The organism is Bradyrhizobium cosmicum, assembly GCF_032290525.1.
GTDB lineage: Bacteria > Pseudomonadota > Alphaproteobacteria > Rhizobiales > Xanthobacteraceae > Bradyrhizobium > Bradyrhizobium cosmicum_A.
The window spans coordinates 94,743-114,622 of sequence record NZ_JASXTA010000008.1 but is presented as its reverse complement, the minus strand read 5'-3'; the positions used below and the strand labels follow the sequence as shown (position 1 = coordinate 114,622).

21 protein-coding genes and 1 riboswitch are annotated in these 19,880 nt (G+C 66.1%); of the genes, 12 read left to right on the top strand and 9 right to left on the bottom strand.

The genetic code is table 11. The features are described 5' to 3' along the window. The first annotated feature begins 12 nt into the window (after positions 1 to 12). A complete protein-coding gene (locus tag QSV46_RS16625) occupies positions 13 to 894 on the top strand; it encodes a 3-hydroxybutyryl-CoA dehydrogenase (protein ID WP_314953362.1) in 882 nt (293 codons plus the stop codon). A 77-nt stretch (positions 895 to 971) separates the two neighbouring features. Continuing rightward, complete coding sequence (locus QSV46_RS16620) at positions 972 to 1,166, top strand: hypothetical protein (protein ID WP_015688853.1); 195 nt, start codon at positions 972 to 974, stop codon at positions 1,164 to 1,166. Between the two features lie 15 nt (positions 1,167 to 1,181). Here the strand turns inward: QSV46_RS16620 and tlpA are convergent, their stop codons facing one another. Next, a complete protein-coding gene (tlpA, locus tag QSV46_RS16615; protein ID WP_314952986.1) occupies positions 1,182 to 1,847 on the bottom strand; it encodes a thiol:disulfide interchange protein TlpA in 666 nt (221 codons plus the stop codon). Between the two features lie 106 nt (positions 1,848 to 1,953). Here tlpA and argH point away from each other — a divergent pair, with 106 nt between their 5' ends. The 3 genes from argH to lysA all read left to right on the top strand — a co-directional run bounded on the left by argH (position 1,954) and on the right by lysA (position 5,024). Continuing rightward, complete coding sequence (argH, locus tag QSV46_RS16610; protein WP_314952985.1) at positions 1,954 to 3,351, top strand: argininosuccinate lyase; 1,398 nt, start codon at positions 1,954 to 1,956, stop codon at positions 3,349 to 3,351. A gap of 93 nt (positions 3,352 to 3,444) precedes the next feature. Next, the gene (lptM, locus tag QSV46_RS16605) at positions 3,445 to 3,735 is read left to right on the top strand and encodes an LPS translocon maturation chaperone LptM (protein ID WP_314952984.1); all 291 of its coding nucleotides are present in this window, start codon (positions 3,445 to 3,447) and stop codon (positions 3,733 to 3,735) included. A gap of 23 nt (positions 3,736 to 3,758) precedes the next feature. Then, positions 3,759 to 5,024 carry a diaminopimelate decarboxylase gene (lysA, locus tag QSV46_RS16600; protein WP_314952983.1) on the top strand — a complete coding sequence of 422 codons (1,266 nt, stop codon included), beginning with the start codon at positions 3,759 to 3,761 and terminating at the stop codon, positions 5,022 to 5,024. 185 nt (positions 5,025 to 5,209) lie between these two features. Here lysA and QSV46_RS16595 read toward each other — a convergent pair whose 3' ends face one another. Together QSV46_RS16595 and QSV46_RS16590 are read right to left on the bottom strand one after the other, a co-directional pair. Next, positions 5,210 to 6,118 (bottom strand): NAD(P)-dependent oxidoreductase, encoded by a 909-nt coding sequence (locus tag QSV46_RS16595; protein WP_314952982.1) that lies wholly within the window; start codon positions 6,116 to 6,118, stop codon positions 5,210 to 5,212. Between the two features lie 271 nt (positions 6,119 to 6,389). Next, on the bottom strand, positions 6,390 to 6,773 hold the full coding sequence (locus QSV46_RS16590) for a carboxymuconolactone decarboxylase family protein (protein ID WP_314952981.1): 384 nt from the start codon (positions 6,771 to 6,773) through the stop codon (positions 6,390 to 6,392). Between the two features lie 170 nt (positions 6,774 to 6,943). Between QSV46_RS16590 and QSV46_RS16585 the strand changes: the two genes are divergently transcribed. Together QSV46_RS16585 and QSV46_RS16580 are read left to right on the top strand one after the other, a co-directional pair. Continuing rightward, positions 6,944 to 9,061, top strand: coding sequence for a TIGR02302 family protein (locus tag QSV46_RS16585; RefSeq protein WP_314952980.1), 2,118 nt, complete (start codon positions 6,944 to 6,946; stop codon positions 9,059 to 9,061). Positions 9,062 to 9,064: 3 nt separating this feature from the next. Then, positions 9,065 to 9,970 carry a DUF4175 family protein gene (locus QSV46_RS16580; protein ID WP_314952979.1) on the top strand — a complete coding sequence of 302 codons (906 nt, stop codon included), beginning with the start codon at positions 9,065 to 9,067 and terminating at the stop codon, positions 9,968 to 9,970. Positions 9,971 to 10,075: 105 nt separating this feature from the next. Here the strand turns inward: QSV46_RS16580 and QSV46_RS16575 are convergent, their stop codons facing one another. After that, a complete protein-coding gene (locus QSV46_RS16575; RefSeq protein WP_314952978.1) occupies positions 10,076 to 10,450 on the bottom strand; it encodes a response regulator in 375 nt (124 codons plus the stop codon). Between the two features lie 59 nt (positions 10,451 to 10,509). Beyond that, entirely contained in the window at positions 10,510 to 11,388 is an 879-nt protein-coding gene (locus QSV46_RS16570) for an MJ0042-type zinc finger domain-containing protein (protein ID WP_314952977.1), read from the bottom strand. A 193-nt stretch (positions 11,389 to 11,581) separates the two neighbouring features. Between QSV46_RS16570 and ftsE the strand changes: the two genes are divergently transcribed. The 4 genes from ftsE (at position 11,582) to QSV46_RS16550 (ending at position 14,775) form a co-directional block, all read left to right on the top strand. Continuing rightward, positions 11,582 to 12,241 carry a cell division ATP-binding protein FtsE gene (ftsE, locus tag QSV46_RS16565; protein ID WP_254098964.1) on the top strand — a complete coding sequence of 220 codons (660 nt, stop codon included), beginning with the start codon at positions 11,582 to 11,584 and terminating at the stop codon, positions 12,239 to 12,241. Continuing rightward, positions 12,234 to 13,202: an ABC transporter permease gene (locus QSV46_RS16560; RefSeq protein ID WP_314952976.1), complete on the top strand. Its 969-nt coding sequence runs from the start codon at positions 12,234 to 12,236 to the stop codon at positions 13,200 to 13,202. Before ftsE ends, QSV46_RS16560 begins: the two co-directional genes overlap by 8 nt. Before the next feature lie 72 nt (positions 13,203 to 13,274). Continuing rightward, the gene (locus QSV46_RS16555; protein ID WP_314952975.1) at positions 13,275 to 13,979 is read left to right on the top strand and encodes a YdcF family protein; all 705 of its coding nucleotides are present in this window, start codon (positions 13,275 to 13,277) and stop codon (positions 13,977 to 13,979) included. Positions 13,980 to 14,001: 22 nt separating this feature from the next. Further along, positions 14,002 to 14,775 carry a lysophospholipid acyltransferase family protein gene (locus tag QSV46_RS16550; RefSeq protein ID WP_314952974.1) on the top strand — a complete coding sequence of 258 codons (774 nt, stop codon included), beginning with the start codon at positions 14,002 to 14,004 and terminating at the stop codon, positions 14,773 to 14,775. Here the strand turns inward: QSV46_RS16550 and QSV46_RS16545 are convergent. Then, positions 14,772 to 15,377 (bottom strand): gamma-glutamylcyclotransferase, encoded by a 606-nt coding sequence (locus QSV46_RS16545; RefSeq protein ID WP_314952973.1) that lies wholly within the window; start codon positions 15,375 to 15,377, stop codon positions 14,772 to 14,774. The genes QSV46_RS16550 and QSV46_RS16545 overlap by 4 nt on opposite strands. 110 nt (positions 15,378 to 15,487) lie before the next feature. Between QSV46_RS16545 and QSV46_RS16540 the strand changes: the two genes are divergently transcribed. Then, complete coding sequence (locus QSV46_RS16540) at positions 15,488 to 16,672, top strand: DUF2125 domain-containing protein (protein WP_314952972.1); 1,185 nt, start codon at positions 15,488 to 15,490, stop codon at positions 16,670 to 16,672. Here QSV46_RS16540 and QSV46_RS16535 read toward each other — a convergent pair whose 3' ends face one another. From QSV46_RS16535 to QSV46_RS16525, 3 genes are read right to left on the bottom strand one after another with little or no spacing between them, the layout of a single operon-like run. Beyond that, positions 16,673 to 17,608 carry a prephenate/arogenate dehydrogenase family protein gene (locus tag QSV46_RS16535; protein ID WP_314952971.1) on the bottom strand — a complete coding sequence of 312 codons (936 nt, stop codon included), beginning with the start codon at positions 17,606 to 17,608 and terminating at the stop codon, positions 16,673 to 16,675. Beyond that, on the bottom strand, positions 17,605 to 18,699 hold the full coding sequence (gene hisC / locus QSV46_RS16530; protein WP_314952970.1) for a histidinol-phosphate transaminase: 1,095 nt from the start codon (positions 18,697 to 18,699) through the stop codon (positions 17,605 to 17,607). Before hisC ends, QSV46_RS16535 begins: the two co-directional genes overlap by 4 nt. Before the next feature lie 33 nt (positions 18,700 to 18,732). Further along, positions 18,733 to 19,581 carry a chorismate mutase gene (locus tag QSV46_RS16525; protein ID WP_314952969.1) on the bottom strand — a complete coding sequence of 283 codons (849 nt, stop codon included), beginning with the start codon at positions 19,579 to 19,581 and terminating at the stop codon, positions 18,733 to 18,735. 206 nt (positions 19,582 to 19,787) lie between these two features. Next, a riboswitch (SAM riboswitch) is annotated at positions 19,788 to 19,867 on the top strand. Positions 19,868 to 19,880: the final 13 nt, after the last annotated feature.

The following is a 19,880-nucleotide window of genomic DNA, read 5'->3' as shown; positions in this document are numbered from 1 at the left end:
GTGGATGACATGATGGCGGCAGTGATCAAGAAGGTCGGCGTGATCGGCGCGGGGCAGATGGGCAATGGCATCGCGCATGTCGCGGCTCTCGCCGGCTTCGACGTGGTGCTCAACGACATCTCGGCCGACCGCCTCAAGTCGGGCATGGCCACGATCAACGGCAATCTGGCGCGCCAGGTCTCCAAGAGGGCCGTCAGCGAGGACGACAAGGCCAAGGCGATGGCGCGCATCAAGCTCGCCGAGAAGCTCGACGACCTCGCTGACTGCGACCTCGTGATCGAGACCGCGGTCGAGAAGGAAGAGGTCAAGCGCAAGATCTTTCACGAGCTCTGCGCGGTGTTGAAGCCGGAGGCGATCGTGGCCTCCGACACGTCGTCGATCTCAATCACCCGCCTTGCCGCCGCCACCGACCGGCCCGAGCGCTTCATCGGCATTCACTTCATGAATCCGGTGCCGCTGATGGAGCTGGTGGAGCTGATCCGTGGCATTGCCACCGACGATTCGACATTCGAGGCGTCGAAGGAATTCGTCGCCAAGCTCGGCAAGCAGGTCGCGGTCTCCGAGGATTTCCCGGCCTTCATCGTCAACCGCATCCTGCTGCCGATGATCAACGAGGCGATCTACACGCTGTACGAAGGCGTCGGCAACGTCGAGGCGATCGATGCCGCCATGAAGCTCGGCGCACACCATCCGATGGGCCCGCTCGAGCTTGCCGATTTCATCGGTCTCGATACCTGCCTGTCGATCATGCAGGTGCTGCACGAAGGCCTCGCCGACTCCAAGTACCGTCCGTGCCCGCTGCTGGTGAAATACGTCGAGGCCGGCTGGCTCGGCCGCAAGACCCAGCGCGGCTTCTACGACTACCGCGGCGCCAAGCCGGTTCCGACGCGCTAATCCCATCCGCCTCGTGGCAATTCATGTCGCGTTAACCGATCGCCCGTAGTCTGCCGCCCGTAAATTGGGTTCGCGTAATGGACATGATGGCGATGGTCAGCACCATGCTGGCCGCTCAGCAAGGCGCGCTGCAGTCGAATATCTCGGCGACGCTGATGAAGCAGAACGCGGATATGGAGAAATCCACCGTCCTGACGCTGCTCGGCGCTGGACAGCCCTCGCTCGCCAATGTCGGCGCCGGGGTCGGCGGCAACCTCAACGTCACAGCCTAAAACAAACATCACCGCCTAGAGCGACGCGGCGGCCTTGCCCGTCGCAGCCCGGATCAGCTTGAGCGCGTCCTCGCTCGCCCACTCCGCCGGCCCCGCGATCGTCGCGATCTCGCAGCCCTGCGGGTCGACCAGCACCGAGGTCGGCATGCCCAGGGCCCGGCCTATCGCTTTAAGATCCTGGAAAACCTTGGCTTTCTGGTCGTTGAAATAGCCGAGCCGGGTCAGATTGGCCTCTTTCAGGAACGTCTTGGGCTTTTCGGGGTCGCGCGTGTCGATATTGATCGCCACCACCTCGAAATTCGGGCCCGACAGCTTGCCCTGGAGCTCGTCCAGCGCCGGCATCTCCTTCCGGCAGGGCACGCACCAGGTGGCCCAGAGGTTCACCAGCAGCGTCTTGCCGCGGAAATCGGACAGTTTCTTCGGCTTGCCGTCGGCGTCCTCGAAAACGAGGTCGGGCAGCTTCAGGGGCGCGCTCGCCATCGTCAGGGCGGCCACCTCGCCATGGGCGAGCGGGGCGATTTTCTGCGCGGTGGCCACCGCCGCCTTGCAGGTCGGATCGCCGGAAGGAGCCCGGCTCAGGCCCAACCCGTACAGCGCGGCGAAGCCGGCCAGCCCGCCGATCGCCACGGTGGCGATGACGAGGGGGATCCGGCGCGTGGCCGAGGGCTTCTGGTCGAGCATATCGTTTGTCATCCGGTCGCAGATATGGCTATCAGGAGCCTCTTAATACGGCTGGCTCCGGCCAGCAAACATGGCTAGCGGCAAGGCAAGGCGTGAGCAGGGGATCATGAGCAACAAGATGTGGGGCGGCCGGTTCTCGGAACGTCCCGATGAGATCATGGAAGAGATCAACGTCTCCATCGACGTCGATCGTCATCTCTTTGCCCAGGACATTGCCGCGTCCAAGGCCCACGCCGCGATGCTCGCCAGCCAGGGCATCATCACGGCCTCTGATGCGAAAAATATCGGCAAGGGTCTAGACACGATTTTGTCAGAGATCGGCAAGGGCGGCTTCACGTTCAAGCGCGCGCTCGAAGATATCCATATGAACGTCGAAAGCCGCCTGTCCGAGCTGATCGGCCCCGCCGCCGGCCGGCTGCACACCGCGCGCTCGCGCAACGACCAGGTCGCGACCGATTTCCGTCTCTACGTCCGCGATATCCTCGATGAAACCGACGCCGCGCTCGCCACGTTCCAGGCCGCACTGGTCAATCGCGCGCTCGAACATGCGGCGACCGTGATGCCCGGCTTCACGCATCTGCAGACCGCGCAGCCGGTGACCTTCGGCCACCACCTGCTCGCCTATGTCGAGATGGCCGCGCGCGACCGCGGCCGTTTCCAGGACGCGCGCAAGCGGCTCAACGAGTCGCCGCTCGGTGCCGCCGCGCTCGCCGGCACCTCGTTTCCGATCGACCGTCACGCCACCGCGAAGGCGCTTGGTTTCGACCGCCCGATGGCGAACTCGCTCGACGCGGTCTCCGACCGCGACTTCGTGCTGGAGACGCTGTCGGCGGCCTCGATCTGCGCCGTGCACATGTCGCGCTTTGCCGAGGAGATCGTGATCTGGACCTCGCCGCTGGTGGGCCTGATCCGCCTCAGCGACAAGTTCACCACCGGATCCTCGATCATGCCGCAGAAGCGCAATCCGGATGCCGCCGAGCTGGTGCGGGCCAAGACCGGCCGCGTCATCGGCGCGCTCAATGGCCTCCTGATCGTGATGAAGGGCCTGCCGCTGGCCTATCAAAAGGACATGCAGGAGGACAAGCAGGGCGCCATGGAGGGCTTCGCTGCGCTGTCGCTGGCGATCCGCGCCATGACCGGCATGGTCCGCGATCTCGTCCCCGACGAAGCCAGGATGAAGGCCGCCGCGGGCGAGGGCTACGCCACTGCGACCGATCTCGCCGACTGGCTGGTGCGGACCTTGAAGATGCCGTTCCGCGATGCCCACCACGTCACCGGCCGCATCGTCGCCAAGGCCGCCGAGAGCGGCGTGGCGCTGCACGAGTTGCCGCTGAGGGAGATGCAGGCGATCGAGCCGAAGATTACCAAGGACGTGCTCGGCGTGCTCTCGGTCGAATCGTCGGTGAAGAGCCGGACCAGTTTCGGCGGCACCGCGCCGAAGAACGTGGCATCGCAGGCCAAGGCCTGGGTGAAGCGGCTGGAAAAAGAGCGAAAATTGGGCTGAGGGCAAAATTTCGCTTATGTTTCATGGTCATCCGGCTCTCGCCAGAGCGCGCCAACCTCTGTATGGTGCGCCCCGCGTAGTGGGGATTTCGTCGTGACGTCAAAGTTTCGCCCGGCCGGCTCGGGGTGGGCCATCATTGTCTTGAGCCTGACCGCGCTCGCGCTTGCCGGCTGCGGCCGCAAAGGTCCGCTCGATCTGCCGCCGACCGCCTCCGGCGCGCCGACGGCCAACGCCGCCGGGCCGACCGACACCGAGACCGAAGCCCAGAGGACGCCGAGCGTGTTCAATCCCACCTATGGTGCGGATGCGGAGCCTGCCGCGACCAAGGGCAAGAAGAAATCGTTTATCCTCGACCCGCTCCTGGACGAAAGACCCAGCCGATAGGCTGGGGCAACTGAGCCAACGCCATGAACCATTTCGACTATCGCAACGGCGTGCTGCACGCCGAGGCGGTGAACCTGTCCGAGCTGGCTGCAACCGTCGGCACGCCGTTCTATTGCTATTCGACCGCGACGCTCGAGCGTCACTACCGCGTCTTCACTGAGGCCTTCGCCGGCGAGAAGGTGCTGGTCTGCTACGCCATGAAGGCGAACTCCAACCAGTCGGTGCTGCGCACGCTGGCGAGGCTCGGCGCCGGCGCCGACGTGGTCTCCGGTGGCGAGTTGAAGCGCGCGTTGGCCGCCGGTATCCCGGCAAGCAAGATCCTGTTCTCCGGCGTCGGCAAGACGGAAGACGAGCTGCGTGCCGCGCTTGCCGCCGACATTCTCTGCCTCAACGTCGAATCCGAGCCCGAGCTCGAGCTGCTGTCGCGCGTTGCAACCGAGATGGGCAAGACGGCGCGCATCTCCGTGCGCGTCAATCCCGATGTCGACGCCGGCACGCACGCAAAAATCTCGACCGGCAAATCCGAGAACAAGTTCGGCATTCCGATCGCCTATGCCCGCGAGGTCTATGCGCGCGCGGCGAAACTGCCGGGAATCGAGGTGACCGGCACCGACGTGCATATCGGCAGCCAGATCACCGATCTCTCCAAGATGGAGACCGCGTTCCGCATCCTCTCCGAGTTCGTGCAGACGCTGCGTGCCGATGGCCACAACATCTCGCACGTCGATTTCGGCGGCGGCCTCGGCATTCCCTATTACATGGACCGCGAGGCGCCGCCGGCGCCCGATGCCTATGCCGCCATGGTCAGGCGCGTCAGCCACAATCTCGGCTGCACGCTGATGTTCGAGCCGGGCCGCATGATCGTCGGCAATGCCGGCATTCTCGTCGCCAAGGTGATCTATGTGAAGCAGGGCGACGGCAAGAATTTCGTCATCATCGATGCCGCCATGAACGACCTGATCCGCCCGACGCTGTATGAGGCCCATCACGACATCCTGCCGGTGACGCAGCCGGCCAAGGGCGCGGCCACCATGACGGCCGACGTTGTCGGCCCGGTCTGCGAGACCGGCGACTATCTCGCATTGGATCGCACGCTGCCGGCACCGAAGCCGGGCGATCTCATCGCCATCATGACCGCGGGCGCCTATGGCGCGGTGCAGGCCGGCACCTACAACACGCGGCCGCTGGTGCCCGAAGTGCTGGTGAAGGGCGATCAATACGCCGTGGTGCGCCCGCGCATCGAGGTCGAGCAGCTGATTGCGATGGACACGCCGGCGCCCTGGCTGTGAGGGGGTGAGGGCGGTACATACCCGCCTCATATTCGCTGTCGTCCCCGCGGATGCGGGGACCCATAACCCCAGGGAGTGGTTGTAGCGCGAAGTTGGTAACTCCGGGTCTTCGCCAAAGAGCATCCTGTGGCTATGGATCCGGATCTGCGCTTCGCTTGTCCGGGACGACAGCGGAGAAAGTGGCGCTACTTCCCCGCCGATCCGCCCTTCGCGCCGCCAACCACGACCCCCGCCTTCTTCTCGATCGGCTTGATCGCCGCGGTGAAATCAGACTCGGCGCCCTCCGCGCTGATCACGGTCTCCCACAGGCGCCCGACTGCGTCCGCAACCTCCATGGACAGGCCGAGCTGTTTCATCTCCTCCAGCGCCAGCCGTACGTCCTTCACCATCAGTCCCGTGGCGAAGCCGAAGTCGAAGGTGCGCGGCAGCACCGCGCGCGGAAACTTGTCCCGGCTCGCGGTGTTCATGCCCGAGCCGGCATTGATGACGTCGATCATCACGGCGGGATCGAGCCCGGCCTTCACGCCCATCACCACCGCTTCCGACGTCGCCACGATCGCAGTCGCCGACAGGAAATTGTTGGCGAGCTTCATGGTCTGCGCCGCGCCGGGCTTCTCGCCGATGAAGAAAACCTTTCCGATCACATCGAGCGCCGGCTTGAGCAGCTCGAACTCCGCCTTCGGCCCCGACACCATCACCGCCAGCGTGCCCTTCTCGGCGCCGCCGACGCCACCGGAGACGGGGCAGTCGATCTGCACGATGCCGCGTTTTGCCAATAGGCCATGAATCTTCGAGGCCATTGCCGAGCCGACGGTGGAGAGATCGATGAAGCGCTTTACGCGGCTCCCCTCGATCACGCCGTTCGCTCCCGTGGCAACTTCAAGCGAAGCCTGCAGCGACGGCAGGCTCGCCATGACGGTTTCGACCCGGCCTGCGACGTCCTTTGGCGATGTCGCAGCGCTGGCGCCGCGCGCCATGAGCTTGTCGACGACCTCTTGGCGCGTGTCGAACACGACGAGCTTGTGTCCGGCCTCGATCAGCCGCCGCGCCATTGGGAAACCCATGTTTCCGAGGCCGATGAATCCGATGTCCATGGTGTTTCCTTGTATTTGTTGCTTCATTGTCATCGCGGGTGAGGACGTGCGCCCCACCCTCAGTGTCGTCCCGGACAAGCGCGCCCCAAGCGCGCGCAGATCCGGGACCCATAACCCCAGGGAAAAGTCCTGGCGCGCGAGGGTAGATCCGAGTCCCCGCAACCATACCTGCCTATGGCTGGGTCCCGGATCTGCGCTCCGCCATGGGACAGCGCTACGCGCTGCCCGTCGCTCCGCTTGTCCGGGACGACAGCGGAGGTTGGCGTACCCCTCACGCCTTGCCGTCGATCTCCGCGAACACCTCGCGCGCGATCCGAAAACTGTCGACCGCGGCCGGCATGCCGCCATAGATCGCGACCTGCATCAGGATCTCGCGGATCTCGTCGCGGCTGACGCCGTTGGTCAGCGCCCCCTTCAGATGCGCGCGAAACTCGTGCTGGCGGTTGAGGATCGCGATCATCGCGATGTTGAGCATGCTGCGGGTCTTGCGCGGCAGCTCTTCGCGGCCCCATACGGTGCCCCAGCAATATTCGTTGAGCATCTCCTGGAACGGGCGGTTGAAGTCGTCGATGGTCTTCAGGGTGTTGTTGACATAGGCCTCGCCCAGCACCGCTTTGCGGACTTCCAGGCCCTTGTCGTGCATCTTCTGGTCCATGGCGTTTTCATCATCTCTTCTTCGGGGATGGCGGCGCGGAAATTACGGGGTTGCGGCAGGCCAGTCACGTCCTCGTGTTATGCGGGAAAAGGGGGTTCTCCCGCACAGGAATGGATGCCTCAGTGCTGCCGTTGTGGTAGGCTTTGCTGCAGGGCAACCTGGAGAGTTGATTGAACGGCGTCACCCCCGACCCGTCAGACCCGATCCGTGATGGCGACGCTCTGTCGCGGCTGAAGCTGGCGCAGGCCCTCGATCGGGCCATTTATGCCATCGCGTGGGAACGTGCCTGGCCGCATCTGGCCCGGGTGCTGACTGTTGTCGGCCTGTTCCTGGTGGTGTCGTGGGCCGGTCTCTGGCTGGTGCTGCCGTCGATCCTTCGTGCCATCGGTCTCGTCGCCTTTGCCGCCATCGCCATCGCCGCGCTGGTTCCGTTGATTCGTTTCCGCTGGCCGGGCCGCGATGAGGCACTGAGTCGGCTCGACCGTGGCTCCGGCATCCGTCACCGCCCGGCCACGACGCTCACGGACACGCTGAGCTCGAAGGATCCGGTCGCGCTGGCGCTGTGGCAGGCGCAGCGCGAGCGCACGCTGGCTTCGCTCAAGCGCATCCGTGCCGGTCTGCCGCATCCACGCCTCGCGCTGCACGATCCCCGGGCGTTGCGCGCGCTGGTCATGGTGATGCTGGTTGCGACCTTCTTCGCCGCCGGCGACGAGCGCGCGATGCGGCTCGGTGCCGCGTTCGACTGGAAGGGCGTGCTGGCGCCGACCAACGTTCGCGTCGATGCCTGGGTCACCCCGCCGCTCTATACCGGCAAGCCGCCGATCATCCTGTCGGCCGCCAGCAAGGAGGCGGCGGCGCTGCCTGCCAGCGGTCCGCTCGCGGTTCCCGCCGGCTCGACCCTGATTGTGCGCTCCTCCGGCGGCAATCTGGATGTCGCCACGTCCGGCGGCCTCAAGGAGGTCGCGCCGACGGAGGCCGCGCCGAACGGCACCAACGAGAAGCATTTCACCATCGCAGGCGACGGCAGCGCGCATGTCCGCGCGCCCTCGGGCCAGCCGCAATGGACCTTCACGGCGACGCCGGATCGCGCGCCGACGATCGCGCTCGCCAAGGATCCCGAGCGCCAGGCCTACGGCGCGTTGCAGCTCTCCTACAAGATCGAGGACGATTACGGCGTCACTGGCGCTGCGGCGCAATTCATTCCGCGCGCAGCCGACGACAAGGACGGAACCAAAGACGTGGACGGCAAGGCCGCGCGGCCCCTGTTCCAGCCGCCGCAATTCGCGCTCACCCTGCCCAATGCGCGGACCCGCAACGGCGTCGGGCAGACGGTGAAAGATCTCAGCGAGGATCCCTATTCCGGCGCGGATGTCACGCTGACGCTCACCGCCAAGGACGAGGCCGGCAACGAGGCGAGAAGCGAGCCCTTCAACATGCGCCTGCCGGGGCGGCTGTTCACCAAGCCGCTCGCCCGTGCGCTGATCGAGCAGCGCCGCATCCTCGCGCTCGATGCCAACAGGAATTCGGACGTCTATGCAGCGCTGGACGCGCTGATGATCGCGCCCGACATGTTCACGCCGGAAGCCGGTCAGTATCTCGGCCTCCACAGCGTCGCGCGCCAGCTCGAGGCGGCGCGCACCGACGATTCCTTGCGCGAGGTCGTGGCGAGCCTGTGGGCGCTCGCGGTGACGATCGAGGACGGCAATACCAGCGACGTCGCCAAGGCGTTGCGCGCGGCACAGGACGCGCTCAAGCAGGCGCTCCAGCGCGGCGCCAGCGACGAAGAGCTCAAGAAGCTGATGGACAATCTGCGGACCGCGCTGGACAATTACATGCGCCAGTACGCCCAGCAGATGCGCAGTAATCCGCTGGCGCGACCGGCGATTGGCGTCGACGACCAGATGAAACGCATCGAGCGGCTGATCCAGCGCGGCAACCGCGAAGCTGCCGCGCGCGAGCTGGATCGCCTGGCGCGTGCCCTGGAGAATCCGCCGGGGCCGCTCAGCGCCGAGCAGAAAGAGATGGACGAGATCGCGCGCGAGCTGAACGACCTGCTCCGCGAGCAGAACACGCTTCGGGACGAGACCGATCGGCAGAGCAAGGATTCCAAGCGCGGTCCGCGCACCAAGCCCTTGCCGCCCAAGGTCGCCGAGATTCTGCGCAAATCGAGAGAGCTGCGGCAAAAGACCCGCGGCGCGACCAGCGATCAGCTGGACGACCTGGCACGGCAGCAGGAATCCCTGCGCGAGGAGCTCAGGACCTGGCGTGAATCCCAGGGAGCGAGATAGTTCATGAAACACACCTCGATCCGGCAAAACGGGAAGGCCGCGCGCGGAAAGCTCGCAACGGCTTGTCTCGTCCTTGCACTATCCTGTTCCACGACTTCGATTGGCCTTGCCCAGTCGTCGCGCGCCGACCAGAAAAGTCTGGATGCGCTGCTCGACAGCGCCGAGCGGTCGATGAAGCAATCCGCCGACAGCCTGAAGGAGAAGAACTCGGACGAGAGCGTCGGCCAGCAGTCCAAGGCCATCCGGGACATGGAGAAATATCTCTATCCCGATCCGAACGATCCCTCGGCCTCGCGCGAAGGGTCGCAGGACACGCAGGGCCGGCAGGAGCAATTGAAGAAGCGGCTGGAAGCGCTCAAGAAGAAGCTCGCCGAGATGGGCCTCCAGCAGGATGGTCAGAAGGGCCAGCGCGGGCAGAAGCAGCCGGGACAGCAGGGCCAGCAAGGTCAGCAGGGCCAAGGCCAGGGTCAGGACGGTGATCAGGATGGCGACGACGGCTTCGACGCTGCCGAGAACGCCATGGGAGACGCCGGCAATCAGATCGGCGAAGGCGATGCCGACGGCGCGACGACGTCGCAGGGCAAGGCCATCGACGCCCTGCGCAAGGGCATGCAGGATCTCGCCGACGCGCTTGGCGGGCAGCAGAACGGCGAAGGCCAGGATCCGGGCGATGGTGACGGCCCCGGTCAAGCTGTGGGCCGCCAGCAGAGCGGAGGCGAACGGACCGATCCGCTGGGCCGGCCGTTGCGCGGCAAGGAATACAGCGACGACTACACGGTCAAGATTCCCGGTGAGATCGACGCCCAGCGCGCGCGCCGCATCCTCGAAGAGCTCCGCCGCCGCCTGAGCGATCCCGCGCGCCCGCAGCTCGAGCTCGATTATCTCGAGCGGCTATTGAAGGATTTCTAAGGGTCGCTGGTAGCCCGGATGGAGCGCAAGCGTAATCCGGGACTGCTGTCGCCCGGAACTCCCCGCATTCCGCTTCGCTCCATGCGGGCTACGATTCGGAAGTCGTTACGTCTTCTTCGCCGCCAGCGCGTCGGCCACCGCCGTGCGGATGTCGGCGACCGAGAACGGCTTGGTCACGACGTCATGAACCAGCGCATTCAAGTTCGAGGCGCGCTCGCGCTGATCGGCGAAGCCGGTCATCAGCAGGATGGTCAGGTCGGGGAAATCGCGCGCGGCGGAGAGCGCCAGCGCGATGCCGTCCATGACGGGCATCTGGATGTCGGTGAGCAGGAGGTCGAACGCGCCGTCTGCGCCGGTCAGGATCTCCAGCGCCTCGGCGCCGTCCTGCGCGGTGACGGTCTCGTGGCCGTCCATGGCGATGGCGCGCGCCACCAGCGTGCGCATCGACTCCTCGTCGTCGGCGATCAGGATTTTGGGCATGAGATCAACCTCGAGACCAACCTTGGGACCAACCTGCCGTGCGGGCCCTGCGAAATCGATTATACGCTGCCGCCGGCGATGTCGCGCCGGTTGAAGAAGCGAACGTCGATATTGCGGCCCTCCGGCGGCGGCGAGGCCAAGCGGGAGCGGAAGAAGGCGCGCTCACCCGGCTGCAGCACGGTCTGCTCCAGCACGGTATTCCAGGCGTAGATTTCCGCGCCTTGCGCGTCGCGCACCGCAAATCGCAGCCGCGGGATATCGAGCGGCTTCTTGCTTTGGCCGACGATCACGCCCTCGATCACCAGCACCTGCTTACCGTCCACGGTCTCGCTGGAAAGCTTGACGTCCTTGAAGGCGAGCCCGCGCAGGTTCACGTCGAACCCGACCATCCTGTAGAAGGCCGCGGTCTGCGGCAGCAGCCGGACCATGTCGCCGCGCCAGATCATCAGAGCGATCACCAGCGCGCCCATGGCGGCGCAGGCGGTCGGCAGGCCCAAATGGGATTTTCGCGGCGCCGTGGTGGCAACCGGGCGGCTCACCCGCGCACCGCGGCGGCCGAACAGGCCGCGGAACCAGGACTGGTGCTGCGCGCCGGCGACGTCCTCTTCAGCAGCCCGGGCTGCCGCGGACCATTCGTCCTCGATCTCCTTGGCGTCCTCGCCCGGCCAGTCGCTAACGATCGAGGGGCTGTCGACCACCGGAGTGTCGGCGGCGCCGTCGTCCCTGGCGTAGGAGTTCCATTCCGCGGCGAGGTCGGACTGGTCGTCGGCCTGGCTGGCGGTGGCCATGGCCGGGACGGACGCCTCCTCGATGGCATCCTCGGCATAGGCAACCCAGGTCTCCTTGCAGCGGGAGCAGCGGACCGTCCGGCCGTTCGTCCCCAGGCTCGCGAGCTTGATGGCGTAGGATGTCGTACAATGGGGGCAGACGATATGCATGGACACGAGCCTTGATGCATCAACGAGGTCTTGGATTGGTCTTGACGATGCTCCGGTCGAGGAGAGCGGGGCATCCTGGATGCTACAGGGCGACCGTTAACGAACCGGAAACCATAACGGCCGCAAAACCCGTTGATTGCGTATGGCGGAGCGCAGCAATGCGGGCCGCGTCCCCTCTCGAACGGAGCTGAGCTTGGTTCGGTTCGAAAATGTCGGATTGCGTTACGGTCTGGGGCCGGAGATCCTGCGCGACCTCAGCTTCCAGATCCCGGCGCATTCGTTCCAGTTTCTCACCGGCCCATCCGGCGCCGGCAAGACCTCGCTGCTGCGCCTGTTGTTCCTGTCGCACCGGCCGACACGCGGCCTGGTCAATCTGTTCGGCCATGACATCTCGCTGCTCGGCAAGGACGAGATCGCCGACCTGCGCAAGCGCATCGGCATCGTGCTCCAGGATTTCCGCCTTCTCGACCACATGACCACCTACGAGAACGTGGCGCTGCCGTTCCGCGTCATGGGCCGCAGCGAATCGAGCTATCGCAAGGAGGTGATCGACCTGTTGCGCTGGGTCGGGCTTGGCGAGCGCATGGACGCGCTGCCGCCGATCCTGTCCGGCGGCGAGAAGCAGCGCGCCGCGATCGCGCGTGCGGTGATCTCGCGGCCGCAGCTCCTGCTCGCGGACGAGCCGACCGGCAGCGTCGATCCGACGCTCGGGCGCCGCCTGCTGCGGCTCTTCATCGAGCTCAACAAATCCGGCACCGCCGTCATCATCGCGACCCACGACATCGGCCTGATGGACCAGTACGAGGCGCGGCGGCTGGTGCTGCATCAGGGACGGCTGCACGTCTATGAATAGGACCGACGAGCGCGGCGTGCTGGTCGATCTCGGGCAGGAGCGCCCGCAGCTTCCGGCCAATGCGCGCAACATGTCGCCGATCGTGCCGCGCGCCTCGATCCACGGCCGCGCCCTGGTCGCGGTCGTCGCCATCATGACCTTCCTGGCGTCGATGACGACGGGCACGGTGCTCCTGGTCAGCGCATCCGCCGCCGAATGGCAGTCGGATGTCGCCAGCGAAATCACCATCCAGGTCCGCCCGCAGACCAGCCGCGATCTCGACCGCGACACCGCCGCGGTAACCGAGGCGATGCGCGCGCAGCCCGGCATCGTCGAGGTCAAGCCGTTCAGCAGGGATGAAAGCGGCAAGCTGCTCGAGCCCTGGCTCGGCACCGGATTGTCGATGGACGATTTGCCGGTGCCGCGCATGATCATCGCGCGCGTGCAGCCGGGCACGCCGCTCGACCTCGGCGCGTTGCGCGCGCGTGTGACGCAGGCCGCGCCGAGTGCCAGCGTCGACGATCACCGCGCCTGGATCGAGCGGATGCGCTCGATGACCAATGCTACCGTGCTCGCCGGCATCGGCATCCTCGCGCTGGTGATCGTCGCGACCATCATCTCGGTGTCGTTCGCGACCCGCGGCGCCATGGCGGCGAACCGTCCGATCGTCGAGGTGCTGCATTTCGTCGGCGCCGGCGACCGCTACATCGCCAACCGTTTCCTGCGCCATTTCCTCCGGTTGGGCCTGGAGGGCGGCGTGATCGGCGGCGGGGCCGCCATGCTGGTGTTCGGCTTCTCCGAGTCGATCGCCGGCTGGTTCTCCGGCACTCCGGTCGGTGACCAGTTTGCGGCGCTGCTGGGCACCTTCTCGCTGCGGCCGTCCGGGTACGTCGTGCTCGCGGTGCAGGCGGTGCTGATCGGTGCCATCACCGCGGTTGCTTCTCGTCAGACGCTGTTCGCGACGCTGAATGATGTCGATTGAGCCCGATAAACCGGACTCCACTTCGCCTCAAAACGTCCTAAAATCATCCGGGGAAGGGATTACCGATATCATATGACCTCGCTGACCGACGATCGATCGCCGAAACTGCCGCGCGGCTGGCTGCGCGCGGCGTTGGTGTCGGCGATCGCGTTGGCCTTCGTCGCTGCGGCGGCGGGCTTCGTCGCGTTCCTGTCGCAATTGCGCGGCGCGGAGATCGCGCCGAACCGCAAGGCGGATGGCATCGTGGTCCTGACCGGCGGCTCCTCCCGGGTGTCGGACGCGATGGAGCTGCTGGCGGCCGGTTACGGCAAGCGGCTGCTGATCTCGGGCGTGCACCCGACCTCGACGGCGAGCGACATATCGCGGACCTTGCCGGAGAACCAGTCCTTCATGCATTGCTGCGTCGATCTCGATCGTACCGCGGTATCGACCCGCGGCAACGCGGCGGAGGCGCGGCGCTGGGCCGAGGGGCGCGGCTTCAGATCGCTGATCGTGGTCACCTCGAACTATCACATGCCGCGCGCGCTGGTGGAATTCTCGCATGCGATGCCGGAGACGAATCTGATCCCGTTCGTGGTGGTCGGCGACAGATGGCGCGAGGAGCCGTGGTGGACCTCGGCCCCGACGCTGCGGCTGCTCCTGTCCGAATACATCAAGTACATCGCGGCCGAGCTCAGGGTGCGGCTCGAGGATTTCGGGATTGACCTTTCGCCCGAGATGTCGGAGCAGCCTCCGGGCGTGGCGCCGAAGCGGCCCGCCACCGCCCAGGCCAATTGATCGGCAATTGATCGGATCGTCGATGTTTCTGATTTTCCTGCGCTCGCTCGTCTTCAACGTGCTGTTCTACGCCGTGCTGGTGTGCCTCGCGATCGCGGCGCTGCCGACCTTCGCGATGCCGCCGCGCGCCATGCTGACGATCGCGGAATGGTGGGCGAAGGCGACGCTGTTGCTGATGCGCGTGGTCTGCAACATCAAGGTGGAATTCCGCGGCACCGAGAAGATCCCGCGAGGACCGCTGGTGGTCGTCGCCAAGCATCAGTCGTTCTGGGAGACGTTCGTGCTGCCGGGGTTCTTCGACCACCCGATCTTCATCCTCAAGCGTCAGCTGATGCAGATTCCGGTGTTCGGCCAGTTCCTGGTCAAGATCGGAATGATCGCGATCGACCGCAAGGCCGGCGTCAAGGCGCTGCTGGACATGACACGGCGGGCGCGCGAGGCGGTGCGCGGCGGCCGCCAACTGGTGATCTTCCCGGAAGGCACGCGCCGCGCGCCGGGCGCGCCGGCCGACTACAAGACCGGCTTTGCGCAGATCTACTCGTCCTGCGGCGTGCAGTGCCTGCCGGTCGCGCTCAATTCCGGCCTGTTCTGGCCGCGCCGCACCTTCATGCGCTATCCCGGCACGCTGGTGGTGGAGTTCCTCGACCCGCTGCCGCCGGGCCTGCCGAAGGACGAGTTTCTCTCCCGGGTGCAAGCGGCGATCGAAGGCGCGACCGGCCGCCTCGTCGAGGCCGGCCGGAAGGAGCAGGAGCAGCTCATCGGCTCCGCGCCGAGCTACAGGGGCGCCGGGAGCTAGCGGTTCTCTCGATCTTCGAGCGGAGCCGGCAGGGAATGCGCATCTGCGTGCAGCCTCGTCGCGAGCTGATGCAGTTGCGCATCGCGAAAGCCTTCGGCCTCGATCGCTTTCACCGTCGCCGTCACGTAGTCGCGGTTGGCGCCGGACTGGCCGTGACCCTGGAGCACGTGGCGGTGCTGCTCGGCGAGCGGCAGCCGCCCGGCGTATTGCACGTGGCCGCGGTCGACGACATAGGCGAGCGCGGAGACGCGCTGCCGGGCGTCGTTCTCGAGCCACACCGAGCGCATCACCTCGCGATAGACTGACGTCACCTGCTCGCGCGCCCGCAAATAGGCGACCACGTCGGCGCGGTCCTTCTCGGCGACGCGGAAAGCAATGCCGCGGCAGGCGCCGCCGCGGTCGAGCCCCAGCACCAGGCCCGGCTTCTCCGGCGTGCCGCGGTGCACGAAGGAATAGACGCAGAGCGCGCGGTGCTCACCGACCAGCCGCGCCGGAACACGCTCCTCGAATTCGAAGCCCGGCCGCCACATCAGGGAGCCGTAACCGAACACCCAGAGGTCGCCCTTGGCTGTCGTGACGGAGGGGAGGGTGATTTCCGACATTTCGGGCACGGCTACCAGAACCGCGCCCCCGAGCGAAGCGAATTCTCCGCCTTTCGGAGCAAGCCAGCCTCGCTTATATTTGCCATCATCTGGGGTCAAAGGGTCGCCGCATGTCCGATACGACCGCAGCCGCAGGCCGCCGCCCCCGTTGGGGCCTTTTCATCGCGCCCGTTCTTCTCCTGATCCTCGCCGTGGCCTGGAGCGGCTTCTGGTTCTATGCGGCATCGCAGGCCGAAGTCGCCGCCGACGCCTGGCGCGCGCAGGAGGCCAAGTCCGGCCGCATCTATGATTGCGCCAAGCGCTCGATCGCCGGCTTCCCGTTCCGCTTCGAGGTCCAGTGCTCCGGCGCCAGCGTCGCGCTGGTGTCGCAGAACGCCAGCAAGACTCCGTTCACGGCCAGGCTCGACAACATCCTGGTCATCGCCCAGGTCTACGACCCCAAGCGCGTCATCGCCGAATTCTCGGCGCCAGCAACGCTGACCGATGGCGTCACGCAAAACACCTTCGTGGTGAACTGGAGCAAGGGCCGCAGCAGCGTGGTCGGCCTGCCGGCCGTGCCGGACCGCGCCTCCATCGTGTTCGACGATCCCACCATCAACCGGCTGGATGGCAACGTGCAGGTGCCGCTCGCGCGCGCCAGGCAAATCGAGCTGCATGGCCGTCTCGCCGAGGGATCGCCGTCCGATCACCCTGTCATCGAGACCGTGCTGCACGTTGCGCAGGGCAGCATCCAGGGCGTTCATCCCTTGCTTGCCGAGCCGTTCGAAGCCGACACGCGCGCGAAGGTTACGGGGCTCACGGACCTCACGCCAAAACCCTGGCCGCAGCGCTTCCGCGAGATCCAGGCCGCCGGAGGGCACATCGAGATCGTGCAGTCGCGCATCCAGCAGGGCGAGATGATTGCGGTCGCAGCCGGTACGCTCGCCCTCTCGGCCAGTGGCCGGCTCGACGGCGAATTGCAGATGACGGTGACGGGGCTCGAACGCGTGATCCCGGCGCTCGGCATCGAGAAGATGCTGGAAGAGGGCGTGCCGCAGGCAACGCTCGACCGCGTCGCGCCCGGCGTCAAGTCGCAGGACCTCAACAGTCTGTTCGGCGCGCTCGACCGCGCCGTCCCCGGCCTCGGCAAGGTCATCAAGCAGAACGCCAATGCCGGCGTTGCCGCCGGCATCAATTCGATCGGCACCGAGAGCACGCTGGAAGGCAAGAAGGCCCGCAGCTTCCCGCTGAAGTTCGTCGACGGTGCCGTGCTGCTCGGCCCGGTCAAGGTCGGCCAGATCCCGCCGCTGTACTAGCTAAGGCTTCTTCAACGCCGCATGCGGCCGGCCGAAATCGGGCGCGGCCGAATCCTGGCCGATCTCGACGATGCCGCGACGGATCGCGCGGGTGCGGGTGAAATGGTCGAACAGCGCTTCGCCGTCGCCGCGGCGGATCGCGCGGGTGAGCTTGGCGAGGTCCTCGGTGAAGGTGCCGAGCATCTCGAGCACGGCTTCCTTGTTGGCGAGAAAGACGTCGCGCCACATCGTCGGGTCGGATGCCGCGATGCGGGTGAAATCGCGAAATCCGCCGGCGGAGAACTTGATGACCTCGGATTCCGTCACCTGCTGCAATTCGTCGGCGGTGCCGACGATGGTGTAGGCGATCAGATGCGGCAGATGGCTGGTGATTGCGAGCACGAGATCATGATGATCCGGCGTCATGACCTCGACCTTGGCGCCCATCGCGGCCCAGAACGCACGCAGGCGATCGGTCGCGGCCGCATCGACGCCTTCCGGCGGGGTGAGGATGCACCAGCGATTGATGAAGAGTTCGGCGAAGCCTGAGTCAGGTCCCGAATGCTCGGTGCCTGCCACGGGATGCGCTGGCACGAAATGGATGGTCTTCGGCAGATGCGGGGCCATGTCCCGGACGATCGCGCCCTTGACCGAGCCGACATCGGAGACGATCGCACCAGGCTTGAGGTGCGCGGCGATCTCCTGTGCCACCGACCCGCAGGCGCCGACGGGAATGCAGAGGATGACGAGATCGGCATCCTTCACGGCTTCCGCATTGGTCGCCACGACCTGGTCGACGATGCCGAGTTCGATCACCCGCGCGCGCGTCTTCTCCGAGCGTGCGGTGGTGACGATCTCGGCCGCCAGGCCCTGGAGCTTCGCCGCGCGCGCGATCGAGCCGCCGATCAGGCCGAAGCCGATCAGCGCGACGCGCTGGAAGTGCGGATCAGCGCTCATTTGCCCGCCATGAACTCGCGCAAGGCCTCGACGACGAGGCGGTTGGCTTCCTCGGTGCCGATGGTCATGCGCAGCGAATGCGGCAGCCCGTAGTTCTTCAGTCCGCGAAGCACGAGGCCGCGCTTGGTGAGGAAGGCGTCGGCCTCGTCCGAGGTCTTGCCCTTTTCCGGGAAGTGGATCAGCACGAAATTGGCGACGCCGGGCGTCACCTTCAGACCGAGCTTGCCGATCTCCTCGGCGAGCCAGTTGCGCCAGGTCTCGGTGAACTGCTTCGACATCGCCTGATGCGCGGTGTCCTCGATCGCGGCGATCGCGGCATACATCGCCGGTGTCGACACGTTGAAGGGACCTCGGATGCGGTTGACCGCGTCGATGACGTGCTCGGGCCCGAACATCCAGCCCACACGCAGCGCGGCAAGGCCGTGGATCTTGGAGAAGGTGTGCGTCACCACCGTGTTCTCGGTGGTGGCGACGAGCTCGATTCCCATCTCGTAATCGTTGCGCGAGACGTAATCGGAATAGGCGGCGTCGAGCACCAGCAGCACGTGCGACGGCAGGCCGGCGCGCAGGCGCTTGACCTCATCGAACGGCACATAGGTGCCGGTCGGATTGTTGGGGTTGGCGAGCCAGACCAGTTTTGTGCGCGGCGTCACCGCCTCGAGAATCGCTTCGACATCGCAGGTGAGATTTTTCTCCTGCGCGACCACGTTCTTGGCCCCGACCGCCATCGTCGCGATCGGGTAGACCAGGAAGCCGTGCGTGGTCGAGATCGCCTCGTCGCCCTGGCTGAGATAGGTGTGAGCGAGCAAATTGAGGATCTCGTCCGAGCCGGCGCCGCAGATGATGCGATTGGGGTCGAGCCCGAAAGAGCGCCCGATCGCCTCGCGCAGCACGCGCGAGGTCCCTTCGGGATAGTCTTCGAGATGCGTCGCCACGTGCTTGAAGGCCTCGATCGCCTTGGGCGAGGGCCCGAACGGCGTCTCGTTGGCCGAGAGCTTGAACACCTTGCGTCCCGGCTCAGCCACCGGGGTCTTGCCGGGCGTGTAGGGCGCAATATCGAGAATGCCGGGATTCGGCACGGGGCGGGACATCTTCAACTCCGGAAATGGCAGGCGGCTCGTGACTTACGGTTTCGACCCGGTCGGGGGCACCGTATAGCGCGTTGCGTGGCTGCCGACGAGGGCCGTGGAGCGCACCGAGGCCCCCGTCTCGATCAGGGCAGCCTTGATCTTGTCGATGCTGGTCGCGCTGGTGACCGAGACCAGCAGCGCGGCGCCGTCGAAGGCGGTATCGGGCACCGCCACGATCTCGGCAAGCGGCGACAGGGCGCACGCGACCTCGGCGTTCCATCCCGACACGCGCACGCTGAAGGTCTCGACTTCCGTCACCAGGGCGCTGTCGGCGACACGGGAGACCGCGAACACGGGCAGCGCCGCCGGATGATCGGCACGCTCGACGAAGGGCAGCCGCGCGATGATTTTTGGCGCGCCGGCTTCCTCGAGCGAGAGCCACCATGGCGTGCGGCTGGAGGTGGCCGAGACCAGCGCCAGATCGCCCTTGGACTTCGCCACCGCCTCGACCGCCGCCTGCGCGCTGAAATGGGCGACGTAAGGAACAGTGAAGCCGAAATGGAAGCGCGCAGAGTCGCGCATCGCCGGCTCGCTCACCGAGATGTCGGCATGCACGGAGAACGGCGCCTGGACATAGGTGAAGGTCGAGATGATCACGCGCCAGATGCTCTCGACCGTGTCGAGCGGCAGGATGCCGCGATGGCGCTGCACGAGATCACGCATCATGGCGGCCTCGCGCGCCGGGCGGAATGCCGAGCCGACCTCCTGGGTCTGCTTCACTTGGATCAGGCGGTCGATGATGTCGCCGCGCTGCATGAGGAGGCGATGCATGCCCTCGTCGATCGCGTCGATCTCCTTGCGCAATTCCTGGAGCGATGGTGGCGCGGGCGGACGTTGGGACATATCTGCGAGGTGCTGTTGAGAGGCGTTCCAGGGCGGACCGGCCAAAAGGCGAGGCCGCTGCGATCGATGTCCTGATTAGGCAGTCAGGGCGGCGAAAGCAAAGAGAAATGCAGAGCGAAATTGGGCCCTTTCCAACGCCGGTCGGGCAGGCGAATTTGGTCGATCCAGGCCGCGACTTGACGAAAACCGCCCAAGACGGTAGCTTTTGCCCGTTCCGTGGTCATTTGAGCCGGCCGGCTTGCAGCCACGTTAAAAAACTCGCTAAACAGGCCGGGGACGCTTCTGATCCCGGCCGAACC

Coding starts and splice junctions, on each gene's coding strand:
- QSV46_RS16625 (WP_314953362.1), top strand. CDS start 13: ATGGCGGCAGTGATCAAGAAGGTCGGCGTGATCGGCGCGGGGCAGATG.
- QSV46_RS16620 (WP_015688853.1), top strand. CDS start 972: ATGGACATGATGGCGATGGTCAGCACCATGCTGGCCGCTCAGCAAGGC.
- tlpA (WP_314952986.1), bottom strand. CDS start 1,847: ATGCTCGACCAGAAGCCCTCGGCCACGCGCCGGATCCCCCTCGTCATC.
- argH (WP_314952985.1), top strand. CDS start 1,954: ATGAGCAACAAGATGTGGGGCGGCCGGTTCTCGGAACGTCCCGATGAG.
- lysA (WP_314952983.1), top strand. CDS start 3,759: ATGAACCATTTCGACTATCGCAACGGCGTGCTGCACGCCGAGGCGGTG.
- QSV46_RS16595 (WP_314952982.1), bottom strand. CDS start 6,118: ATGGACATCGGATTCATCGGCCTCGGAAACATGGGTTTCCCAATGGCG.
- QSV46_RS16590 (WP_314952981.1), bottom strand. CDS start 6,773: ATGGACCAGAAGATGCACGACAAGGGCCTGGAAGTCCGCAAAGCGGTG.
- QSV46_RS16580 (WP_314952979.1), top strand. CDS start 9,065: ATGAAACACACCTCGATCCGGCAAAACGGGAAGGCCGCGCGCGGAAAG.
- QSV46_RS16575 (WP_314952978.1), bottom strand. CDS start 10,450: ATGCCCAAAATCCTGATCGCCGACGACGAGGAGTCGATGCGCACGCTG.
- QSV46_RS16570 (WP_314952977.1), bottom strand. CDS start 11,388: ATGCATATCGTCTGCCCCCATTGTACGACATCCTACGCCATCAAGCTC.
- QSV46_RS16560 (WP_314952976.1), top strand. CDS start 12,234: ATGAATAGGACCGACGAGCGCGGCGTGCTGGTCGATCTCGGGCAGGAG.
- QSV46_RS16555 (WP_314952975.1), top strand. CDS start 13,275: ATGACCTCGCTGACCGACGATCGATCGCCGAAACTGCCGCGCGGCTGG.
- QSV46_RS16550 (WP_314952974.1), top strand. CDS start 14,002: ATGTTTCTGATTTTCCTGCGCTCGCTCGTCTTCAACGTGCTGTTCTAC.
- QSV46_RS16545 (WP_314952973.1), bottom strand. CDS start 15,377: ATGTCGGAAATCACCCTCCCCTCCGTCACGACAGCCAAGGGCGACCTC.
- QSV46_RS16540 (WP_314952972.1), top strand. CDS start 15,488: ATGTCCGATACGACCGCAGCCGCAGGCCGCCGCCCCCGTTGGGGCCTT.
- QSV46_RS16535 (WP_314952971.1), bottom strand. CDS start 17,608: ATGAGCGCTGATCCGCACTTCCAGCGCGTCGCGCTGATCGGCTTCGGC.
- hisC (WP_314952970.1), bottom strand. CDS start 18,699: ATGTCCCGCCCCGTGCCGAATCCCGGCATTCTCGATATTGCGCCCTAC.
- QSV46_RS16525 (WP_314952969.1), bottom strand. CDS start 19,581: ATGTCCCAACGTCCGCCCGCGCCACCATCGCTCCAGGAATTGCGCAAG.